This window comes from uncultured Gilvimarinus sp. (assembly GCF_963975215.1).
Lineage (GTDB): Bacteria > Pseudomonadota > Gammaproteobacteria > Pseudomonadales > Cellvibrionaceae > Gilvimarinus.
Genome location: NZ_CAXBFW010000022.1, coordinates 52,454 through 63,286 on the forward strand (window position 1 = coordinate 52,454; position 10,833 = coordinate 63,286).

A 10,833-nucleotide genomic window follows, 5' to 3' on the forward strand; every position below is an offset into this window, starting at 1 on the left:
TCCCTGTCATTATTGTTGAGTGCTTCAGGAACTGATTGTCGCCTTAAATACCAGCTACAGGCAAGCCGACATTAAAAATCATCGTACATCTGAATATGATATCCGCCCTCAAGCGCCTCACTTAAGGCTTTATCGGCGGCCACAACGCGCTTATCCTCCAGCAGCGAGGCGGGCACGCCTTTGCGTTTGCTGATGTTAATGTCGGTAAAACCCGCGCGCATCAGATAAATTTTGCACAGCTGCTCGGCACCAAACAAGTCGGTGAAATTAATGTACACAATAAAAGGCACTTGCTGCCCCGTTTTAACATCGTCGTCGATGTCTTTGCGCGCCGTAGCGTCGGCGGAGAATATATACATAGGGGCCTCTAAAAAATGTCTGATGTCGGAGGCCCGAGGTCAGACGCATCAAACGTCAGACATCGGACTTCAGACGTACAATCATACCGCCACAATCACCCGTACGGCATCGAGTTTTAAGCTGGCTTGCTCCAGGTGTTTAACCGTGTCGTCCAGCTGTTGTTGCAGCTCGTCAATTTCCAGCTGGCGCACATTGGGGTTTACCTTCGCCAGATCTTGCAAGCGGGCGATTTCGGCCCCCAGCAATTGTCTGGCGCTGGCCAGGGCGGCGTTCACTTGTGTGTCGCGCTCGGGGGCCATGATATCTTCGGCGCTATCGAGCAGGGTGGCAATTTGCGCGCGCGAGTGGCGCACTAACTCTTGCGAGGTCGCACGCGGCACTTTTTGCACAACTTTGGCCAGTTTATCGGGACTTAGCACCGCGGCAAAGTTTTTACCGTTTACATCCAGCAGTACGCGCATCACCGCGTCTTGCAGGTAGCGTGTTAACTGCAATTGCGCCGGCGCCGGGCAGTGCAAACAAAACACCGCTTCTACCATAAGCGTGCCGGGCTTTAGCGGTGGCAGTTTTAGCGTGGCCACCGCGGTGTTGCCAAACTCGGTATCCAGTATCAGCTCCATCGCACCGCGCACCAAGGGGTGCTCCCAGGTGGCAAAGCTAATGTCGTCGCGCTCCAGCGCTTGCTGACGATCAAAGGTGATGGTCAAACCCGATTCGGGTAAACCCGGGAAGGGGTCAACCCGCATATGCTCGCCCGGGTGCAATACCCAGCTGTTTTCACTGTGGCGCTCGTACTCGACGTTAAAGCTGTCCAACACGCGCATTAAAAACTCCGGCAGTACTTCGCCGCTGTCTTGCTGCTGTAATTGCTCGACCAGCTGCGCTGCCACGGAGGGGCGGCAAGAGTTTAGCTCCAGTAAGCGGTCGCGCCCGGCTTGCAGCTCGGCATTTAATTGCGCGGCAAACGCGGCGGTTTCATCCACCAGCACATTCAAGTCGTCACCACCGGCGGCCTCCATGGCTTGCTGGAGTCGCTCGCCATAACGGGAAAACGCCGCATGACCAATGGCACAGGTGTGGGTAAAGGCATTAATGCCTTCATGGTACCAGCGGGCGAGTTTCTCTTGCGCGGTTAAGCCATCGGGCGCCGTGTACAAAGGTACATGCAAGTGAATTTCACCTGCCTGACCGATGCGATCTAAGCGGCCAATGCGCTGCTCGAGTAAATCCGGGTTAAGCGGCAAATCAAACAGCACTAAATCTTGTGCAAACTGAAAGTTGCGCCCCTCACTGCCAATCTCCGAGGCAATTAATACCTGGGCGCCCTCTTCCATATCGGCAAAATAGGCCGCCGCCCGGTCGCGCGCCACCAGGTTCATATTCTCGTGAAACACAGCGGTGGCCATACCCTGACGCAAGCGCAGGTAAATCTCCAGCTCTTGTGCGGTATCTCCATCGGCGCAAATCACCAATATTTTTTGCCCGCGGCGCGCTTTAATAAACTCTTTTAACCACGGCACCCGTGGGTCGCGTAACCACCAATCACCCTCGCTGGCCCAAAAGTACTCCGGGTGCAACTGGCTAGACAGTGGCCGCTCGGCCAGCGCCTCGGCATCGTCTTGCTCTAAGGCGATGGGGTGCTCGTGCAGATGACGCTCGGGAAAGCCCTTAACCGCGTGGCGCGTGTTGCGCAGCAGTACCCGGCCGGTGCCGTGGCGATCAAGCAGTATGGTCACCAGCTCGTCGATGGCGACGGCCAACGATTGCTGCTCGGCGTTTTCGCGGGCCGCGGTAACAGCGTCAGCGTCCAGGTAGTCGGCCAAGGCCGCCCATTGCGGTTCGGCTAAGCTGCCGGCCACTGCCGGGTCGTCGGGCCGCTGCGCTAGCATTTGCTCGACTAAATCACTCAACGGCTTATAGCTTTGCTGCTCGGCGGTGAATTTTTCAAAGTCGTAATAACGGTCTGGGTCTAATAAACGCAGGCGGGCAAAATGGCTCTCTAGGCCCAGCTGCTCGGGGGTGGCGGTTAATAGCAGCAGACCTTTGGCACGCTCGGCCAGTTGCTCAATGGCGATGTACTCATCGCTGGCGCGGCTTGGGCTCCAGCTTAAATGGTGCGCCTCGTCCACCAGTAACATATCCCATTCGGCGGCCAGTGCCTGCTCTAAGCGCTGCGGGTTACCGGTTAAAAAGTCCAGCGAGCAAAGCACCAGTTGTGCCGACTCAAACGGGTTTACCTCGTCCTCCTCAAGCCGGTCGAGCAGTTGCTCATCGTCCAGCTCAAAGTCGACCACGTCCTCTTCGTCTGTGCCCTCCAGCGCCCGGCAGCGCTCTTCATCGAGCAGGGTAAACGATAAGTTAAAGCGGCGCAGCATCTCTACCAGCCACTGGTGCAGCAGCGCCGGCGGCACAACCACCAGCGCCCGCCGGGTGCGGCCGGTAAGCAGCTGGCGGTGCAAAATAAGCCCCGCCTCGATGGTTTTACCCAGGCCCACTTCATCGGCCAGTAGCACCCGCGGCGCAAAGCGGCTGGCTACTTGCTCGGCGATATACAACTGGTGGGGCAGCAGCGAGACTTTAGGCCCGGCCAGGCCAAAGACATCGCTACTTTCTATTTGGTGACGCAGGTTTTGGCTGCGAAAACGCAGGGCAAAGTGATTACTGCGGTCAATTTGCCCCGAGAACAAGCGCTCGCGCGGCTTACTAAACTGGACAAAACTGTCGAGCTCAAACTCGGGGATCGCTACAATCTCGCCATCATCGCTCATGGCTTGATACAACAGGCAACCTCCCTGCTCGATCACTTGCTGCACCACCAGCCACTGGCCGGCCTGATGCTTAACACGCTCGCCCTCGGCGTAACGCACCCGGCTTAACGGCGCCTCTTTAAGTGAATAAGTACGGCGTTGTTCGGCGGCGGGAAACCCGATGTCCACCGTGCCACCGCTTACTTGTAAGACGACACCCAAACCCAGCTCGGGCTCGGTATCACTGACGTAGCGCTGACCGACGGTAACTGCTGTTTGCGACACACTGACCTCGATATTGTTAAACGGGCGCGCATAATACTGTGACTGGCCCTATAACGAAACCTTAAACCGGTTACAGCGGGCATGCGAAGCCACACTGAATTTGTTAAAATTTGTCTTAGTGTGCTGTAACACCACACTAATGAGCGGCCACCGCCGGAAAATCCGGCACAAAACAAACCATAGAGCCGCCCTTCGAGCCCCACATGCCAATCCATAGCGAGACTTCATATGCCTGTAGACTCCCTGCGCGATATTATTGCGCGTTGCGACTTTCTTACCCTTACCGATAGCGCCAGCCGCTTTCCCGATCAGCCGGGTAACGGGCTGCCACTACTCGCCATCGATACCCCAACCTGCCAGGCCACTGTGGCGCTAAACGGTGCACAACTGCTGAGCTTTGCGCCCAAAGGGGGTGAGGAGTTGTTATGGGTCAGCCCCAACTGCAACTTCAGCGAGGGCGCCAGCCTGCGCGGCGGCATCCCCCTGTGCTTGCCCTGGTTTGGCCCGCACCCCAGCGACAGCAGCCGCCCCAATCACGGTATTGCCCGCACCAAAACGTGGGACTTACGGACAGCCCGACTCGATGAGCAGGGCCGCGCCATTGTGACTCTGGGCCTGATCCACACGAGCGATGCCGTATTTGAGTACGACTTTGATGCCGAGCTGACGCTGACCCTCGGCGAAACCCCCACTATGGAGCTGGCCCTCACTAATAATAGTCGATCCGCCTTCAGTGCAAGCTGGGTGATGCACACCTACTTCGCCATCAGCGATATTAGCCAGGTGCGGGTCGAGGGCTTAGATGGCCGCGAATACGCCGATAAAGTCGCCGGCGGCAAGACCTTTACCCAAAGTGGCCCGGTCACCTTTGCCGGCGAGGTCGACCGTGTGTACCAGGATATCCAATTGCCCATCACCATCGACGACGGCAAACGTCGCCTGCGCGTCGAGGGCGATCACTGCCCCAGCGTCGTGGTATGGAACACCGGTGCCGAGTTGGCCGCCAACGTAGGCGATATCGGCCCTAACAACCACACAGGTTACGTCTGCGTCGAGCGCGGCGCCTGCCTTAACGATACCTGGCACATTGAGCCGGGTGACACCAGGCGAGCCAGCATGAGCATTGCTCCCGCCCAATAAGCGCCCTATTACCGCGCATTTACTGGTAAAATGCGCGGCTTATAAATTCGGCCACGGCCACGGTGACTCACACCAGCGCCCACCCGAATGGCACTTACTTAAGTCCAGTCATCCCCGCGAAGGCGGGGATGACAAAAACCGAGCCATTCAGCGCCCCTCATTAACACTGACACAGGTTTTCTGCATGAGTGCTACCGATCGCGACCAACGCATTGCCCAACTAAAACAAGCCTTAACCGAGCGCATATTAGTGCTCGATGGCGGTATGGGCACCCAGATCCAGAGCTACAAGCTCTCGGAGGCGGACTATCGCGGCACGCGCTTTGCCGATTACCCCAGCGACGTAAAGGGCAATAACGATTTGCTCAACCTGACCCAGCCCGAGCTGATGAAGCAAATCCACCGGGATTATTTAGAGGCCGGCGCCGATATTATCGAGACCAACACCTTTAACTCCACTCAGGTATCCATGGCCGATTACGGCATGGAGTCACTGGCTTACGAGTTAAACCTGGTGGGCGCGCGCATTGCCCGCGAGGTGGCCGACGAGCTAACCGCCGACAACCCGGCCAAGCCCCGCTACGTGACTGGGGTATTGGGCCCCACCTCGCGCACCTGCTCGATCTCGCCCGATGTAAACGATCCCGGCGCGCGCAACGTCACCTTTGATCAGCTGGTCGAAAACTACATCGAGGCTACCAAGGCGCTAATTGAGGGCGGCTCAGATTTAATCCTAATCGAAACCATCTTTGACACCCTCAACGCCAAGGCCGCTATTTTTGCCGTGCAAGAGGTGTTTGACGAACTAGGCTTTGAGCTGCCCATTATGATCTCGGGCACCATTACCGATGCCTCGGGCCGTACCCTATCGGGCCAAACCACCGAGGCGTTTTACAACTCGCTGGCCCACGCCAAGCCTATCTCTATTGGCCTTAACTGCGCGCTCGGTGCGCAAGAGTTGCGCCAGTACGTGCAAGAGCTCTCCCGCGTCGCCAACTGTTATGTCTCGGCGCACCCCAACGCCGGCCTGCCCAACGAGTTTGGCGAGTACGATCAAGAGCCCGATGAAATGGCGGTGATTGTCGAAGAGTTTGCCAGCTCCGGCTTTTTAAACATTATCGGCGGCTGCTGCGGCACCCGCCCCGACCATATTCAGGCCATTGCCGAATCGGTTGCCAAACACGCCCCGCGCCAAGTGCCAGACATCGAGCCCGCCTGTCGCCTATCGGGGCTTGAGCCGTTTAACATCACCAAAGACTCACTGTTTGTAAACGTTGGCGAGCGCTGTAACGTCACCGGTTCAGCGCGTTTTAAGCGTTTAATTGTTGAGGAAGATTACGACACCGCGCTCGAAGTTGCCCTAGAGCAAGTCGAGGGCGGTGCCCAGGTCATCGACATCAACATGGACGAAGGCATGCTCGATGCCGAGGCGGCCATGGTGCGCTTTTTAAACCTAATCGCGGGCGAACCGGACATCTCACGCGTGCCCATTATGGTGGACTCCTCTAAGTGGGAGGTGATCGAAGCCGGGCTTAAGTGCATTCAGGGCAAAGGTATTGTTAACTCCATCAGCATGAAAGAAGGCGAGCAGGAGTTTATCGATAAAGCCCGCCTGTGCATGCGCTACGGCGCCGCTGTGGTGGTGATGGCGTTTGACGAACAGGGCCAGGCCGATACCGCCGCGCGCAAAAAAGAAATTTGCGAGCGCTCGTACCGGCTGTTGGTCGACAAGGTGGGCTTCCCGCCCCAAGACATTATTTTTGACCCGAATATTTTTGCCGTCGCCACGGGTATTGAAGAGCACAACAACTACGCGGTCGATTTTATCGAGGCCACTCAGTGGATTCGCGAAAACCTACCCCACGCCGGCGTATCGGGCGGTGTGTCCAACGTGTCGTTCTCGTTCCGCGGCAACAACCCGGTGCGCGAGGCGATTCACTCGGTGTTTTTGTACCACGCCATTAAAGTCGGCATGAACATGGGCATCGTTAACGCCAGCCAGCTGGCCGTATACGACGACCTACCGGACGAGCTGCGCAACAAAGTCGAAGATGTAATCTTAAATCGCACCGACGAGGGCACCGAGGCGCTGCTGGATATCGCCGAAAAATACCGCGAAGGCGGCAGCGGCGTGGCCAAAAAAGAAGATTTAGAGTGGCGCAGCTGGGACGTTAAAAAGCGAATGGAGCACTCGCTGGTCAAAGGCATCTCAACCTATATTATTGAAGACACCGAAGAGGCCCGCCAGCAAGCCGAACGCCCGCTGGATGTGATTGAAGGCCCACTGATGGACGGCATGAATGTCGTCGGCGATTTATTTGGCGCCGGTAAAATGTTTTTGCCTCAGGTGGTTAAATCGGCCCGGGTAATGAAGCAATCGGTCGCCTACTTGCAGCCGTACATCGAGGCCGAAAAAGTCGAGGGCGCGCGCCCCAACGGCAAAATCTTAATGGCCACCGTTAAAGGCGACGTACACGATATTGGTAAAAATATTGTCGGCGTGGTGTTGCAGTGCAACAACTTTGAGGTGGTCGATCTGGGCGTTATGGTGCCCGGCGAAAAAATCATCCAAACCGCCATCGAGCAAAACTGCGACATCATTGGTTTGTCCGGGTTGATTACCCCCTCGCTGGATGAAATGGTCAGCGTCGCCCGCGAGATGGAGCGCCAGGGTGTTAACAAACCCCTGCTGATTGGTGGCGCCACCACCTCCAAAGCCCACACTGCGGTAAAAATTGACCCGGCGTTTGATTTAAACCAGGTGGTATACGTGGCCGATGCCTCACGCGCCGTAGGCGTGTGCAGCACCTTGTTATCGGATACCGCGCGCGACCCGTTTGTCGCCAAGCTCAAAGACGAGTACGAGGCGGTGCGCGTACGCAACGCCAACCGCAAACCGCGCGGCACCCTGCGTACCTACCCTGACGCCATCGAGCACGGCTTTAAAGCCGACTGGGACAACTACACACCACCTAAGCCTGCTTTTACCGGGGTTAAAGTGTTTGACGACTACCCACTGACCGACCTGCTCGACACCATCGACTGGACGCCGTTTTTTATCAGCTGGGATTTAGCCGGCAAGTACCCCAAAATTTTAACCGACGAAGTCGTCGGCGAAGCGGCGACCAACTTGTTCGCCGATGCGCAAGCGATGCTGAAAAAACTCATCGACGAGAAGCTGTTAAAAGCCCGCGCCGTGATTGGCTTTTGGCCCGCCAACACCGTTGATCACGATGACATTACCCTGGCCGACGACGACGGCAACGAGCTCGCTCGCCTGCACCACATTCGCCAACAGCAACAAAAGCCTGGCAACAAAAAGCCCAACTACTCGCTGGCCGACTTTATCGCGCCTAAAGACTCGGGCAAACAGGACTACATCGGCGGCTTTGCCGTCACCGCCGGTATCGGCGCCGAAGAGCTTGCCCAACAATACAAAGACGCCGGCGACGACTACAACAGCATTATGGTTAAAGCTCTGGCCGACCGCTTGGCCGAGGCGCTGGCCGAGCACATGCACAAACGCGTGCGCACCGAGTTTTGGGGCTACGTACAAGACGAGCAGCTCGACAACGACGACTTAATCCGCGAGCGCTACCAGGGCATACGCCCCGCCCCCGGCTACCCCGCCTGCCCGGATCACACCGAGAAAGGCACCCTGTTTAAACTGCTGGATGCTGAAAAGAACACCGGCCTGGAGCTGACCGAACACTACGCCATGTACCCAACGGCGGCCGTATCCGGCTGGTACTTCTCGCACCCCGAGTCGGAGTACTTTGCCATCGGCAAAATCGAGAAAGATCAGGTAGCGTCGCTGGCTGAGCGTAAAGGTATGAGTATGGTGGATATGGAGCGGTGGTTGAGCCCGGTGTTGGGGTATGAGCCGGGGAAGTAGGTTTATAGTCGTCATACCGGCCTTGAGCTATGTATTGGCTTTGTTAACTACGTAAAATGATGCCGCTAACGCGGGCTTTAGTTTATATGCCCGCGTCGCCGGGCGTGGCGAAGTACTTTTCGTTTCGCGACGAAAAGTACTCAAAAGGCGCGCCCCCACATATCCAGCCCTTCGGGTCCCCTCACTCCGGCTGATTTTAACGGCACGGATTGACAGGGCGTCCATGCCTTGACAATCCTCTCGCACACGTCCTGTGTGCTCAACCGATAAAATAAGCCTCCATTCGGCTGTATCTACGGGGGAGTTAAAAACGGTGCTTCGTAGTTAGCTGAGCCTACGCAATATCATACTTTTTGTGGCCCACATCGTCATACCGGCCTTGAGCCGGTATCCAGTGGCTTTTTAGCTACGGAGTGCTTGGGTGCTATACGATTACATTGGTTGGTTACTGCCTTGTTTGCCCTCAGTCGCCGGGCGGGCGAATTACTTCTTGTTGTGCGACAAGAAGTAATCAATGCTGCTCCTGCGCGTCCATGCGCTCGCTGCATTAGTGCATCCATGTACGTCAAACGCACCCGGCATCTCAGCCCTTCGTCGCTAAGCGTCCGGCCAGCAAGCACAGCTTGCTGCCGTTCGACTACGCGCTAAGCAGTGCTTTGCAAACGCTAGGCCTCCGCTCGGCTGGCTGCAGGGGGAGTTACAAGCGGCGCTTCGTAGTTGCGCTAAAACTGGACTACCAAAGGTATTGAGATCAACAATAAAAAACCTGACCCCAGGCCCCGTAACCCTGCTGTGAAGCCCAAATATTAATTCTTAATGTTTTTTGAAGGCAAACGCTGCGACCAAAGCTATGACCGATACCATCAGAAGCTGAATGAAAAGCCTATTAATATCTATACGGGTATCAAAGCCGCAATTAGTCGCTGTTGCCCAACAAGTGGGAAAATCAAAGACCCAAGCGTATCCATACTCCAACACAACATCTTTCTCGGTAGCACCTAAAAGCTCATAAGGCGGATAAAGAAACATCGCAACTATAATTACCAATGCGACTTTAAATGCTATTTTATTCAAAATTAACAATTCCCATTTAGAAAATACAGGGGGCATCCATTAGGCTATTTGTCATGCCGGCCTTGAGCCGGTATCCAGTGGCTTCGTAGCTACGGAGTGCTTTGGAAGCTATACGATCACATTCTCTGGTTACTGTTTTGTACTTTCAGTCGCCGGAAGAGCGACGACGGCCTACTGAATGCTCTTTGCCATACCTACTAGCTTTACTTTGTACCCGAGCTTCTCATTTAGCGCCCGCATTTTTCTATTCTCCATGTATACCTGCGTTCTGATTTCAGTAGCACCATGATCCCGGAGCCAAGTTTCGGCCAACTCCTTGAGTTGAGTGGCCACTCCTTGCCTGCGATAGTTCGGGTGAACCCAAAGCGAAGCTACGTTTCCGAATTTTTCATCACAACGAGATTCAAGTTTAACCCAGTGCATCCCCACCAACTTATTCTTCTCGTTACGGGCAAGCACCACGTAACAGGCGTGTACAGAATTCTGAAGATCTTCAACAGCTCGGACTACCGATTCTTCAGAGTAGGAGTGGTCGCTATTCCACTCTCCCGGCACACCACAATGTAACGTAGCGGCCTCCAAAACATCTTCGTCATTTTTTAGATCGAGAATATCGAAGCTAAATTCTTTCATAGTAAGCTCTAATTCCCAATGTGGCGGGACAGCTGAATGCGTTTGTTATGTTTCGATTTCAGTTCCATCTTCATTTCTAAGTCTTTTCCCCGCATGCACATACCAGTGGAGATGTTTCGTTGCCTGGTAGATTCCAATGTTACTGCTGACTCGACAGCCGCCTAGTTCTTTTTCCACAATAGATGCAGCATGATTAATCGCAGTCAGAAATTCCGCTGACAGATTGCCATCGGCAGCTTCTGGGGAAGTTAATGACTCAATATGTTGTTTTGGAACAATCACCACATGCCGCTCGAAAAAAGGCTGCGTGTGATGAAAGGCAAGCTGAAGGTTTCAAATACAACTGAAACCTTCAGCTTGCCGCTGAGTACCTGATCGCAGTAAAAGTCACCCATCGTTTATCCCTAAAAGCACAACAGCTAACTCATTTGCCAAGGTGAGATTCCTCACGGCAACCTATCTCCAGCAGAGACTGGGTTAAGGAACTGTGAAATGTGTTTGATTGAACAGGAAAAAACGGCATTTTTGACAGCTCCTTGTCCGAGATTAATTGACCAGTGAAATGTGCGCTAGGCGTTTATGTTTTCCGTAGAATATTACGCCATAGCGGTAAACGCAACTACCAACCCAAGCCTGCTACGAAGTGACGTTTTTGGGCCCCCTGCAGCCAGCCGAGCGGAGGCCTATTTTAGTGGGTAA

General features: G+C 55.1%; 6 protein-coding genes and 1 pseudogene. 2 read left to right on the forward strand and 5 right to left on the reverse strand.

All coding sequences use genetic code 11. The features are described from left to right. Positions 1–71: 71 nt before the first annotated feature. Both AAC019_RS13600 and rapA read right to left on the reverse strand, forming a co-directional pair. On the reverse strand, positions 72–359 hold the full coding sequence (locus AAC019_RS13600) for a hypothetical protein (RefSeq protein ID WP_339899546.1): 288 nt from the start codon (positions 357–359) through the stop codon (positions 72–74). Between the two features lie 81 nt (positions 360–440). After that, the gene (rapA, locus tag AAC019_RS13605) at positions 441–3,392 is read right to left on the reverse strand and encodes an RNA polymerase-associated protein RapA (protein WP_339899547.1); all 2,952 of its coding nucleotides are present in this window, start codon (positions 3,390–3,392) and stop codon (positions 441–443) included. Between the two features lie 228 nt (positions 3,393–3,620). Between rapA and AAC019_RS13610 the strand changes: the two genes are divergently transcribed. Then, positions 3,621–4,532 (forward strand): D-hexose-6-phosphate mutarotase, encoded by a 912-nt coding sequence (locus AAC019_RS13610; protein WP_339899548.1) that lies wholly within the window; start codon positions 3,621–3,623, stop codon positions 4,530–4,532. 184 nt (positions 4,533–4,716) lie between these two features. Beyond that, entirely contained in the window at positions 4,717–8,427 is a 3,711-nt protein-coding gene (metH, locus tag AAC019_RS13615; protein ID WP_339899550.1) for a methionine synthase, read from the forward strand. Between the two features lie 813 nt (positions 8,428–9,240). On the opposite strand, the gene AAC019_RS13620 is transcribed toward metH, so the two are convergent. The 3 genes and pseudogenes from AAC019_RS13620 to AAC019_RS13630 all read right to left on the reverse strand — a co-directional run. Next, entirely contained in the window at positions 9,241–9,501 is a 261-nt protein-coding gene (locus tag AAC019_RS13620; protein ID WP_339899551.1) for a hypothetical protein, read from the reverse strand. A 171-nt stretch (positions 9,502–9,672) separates the two neighbouring features. Beyond that, entirely contained in the window at positions 9,673–10,134 is a 462-nt protein-coding gene (locus tag AAC019_RS13625) for a GNAT family N-acetyltransferase (protein WP_339899552.1), read from the reverse strand. 45 nt (positions 10,135–10,179) lie between these two features. Further along, positions 10,180–10,452, reverse strand: a pseudogene (locus AAC019_RS13630) (HIT domain-containing protein); the annotation flags it as partial. Positions 10,453–10,833: the final 381 nt, after the last annotated feature.

Bases quoted from the DNA above. Each gene is read 5' to 3' on its own strand.
- AAC019_RS13600 (WP_339899546.1), bottom strand. From the start codon at position 359: ATGTATATATTCTCCGCCGACGCTACGGCGCGCAAAGACATCGACGAC.
- AAC019_RS13610 (WP_339899548.1), top strand. From the start codon at position 3,621: ATGCCTGTAGACTCCCTGCGCGATATTATTGCGCGTTGCGACTTTCTT.
- AAC019_RS13625 (WP_339899552.1), bottom strand. From the start codon at position 10,134: ATGAAAGAATTTAGCTTCGATATTCTCGATCTAAAAAATGACGAAGAT.
- metH (WP_339899550.1), top strand. From the start codon at position 4,717: ATGAGTGCTACCGATCGCGACCAACGCATTGCCCAACTAAAACAAGCC.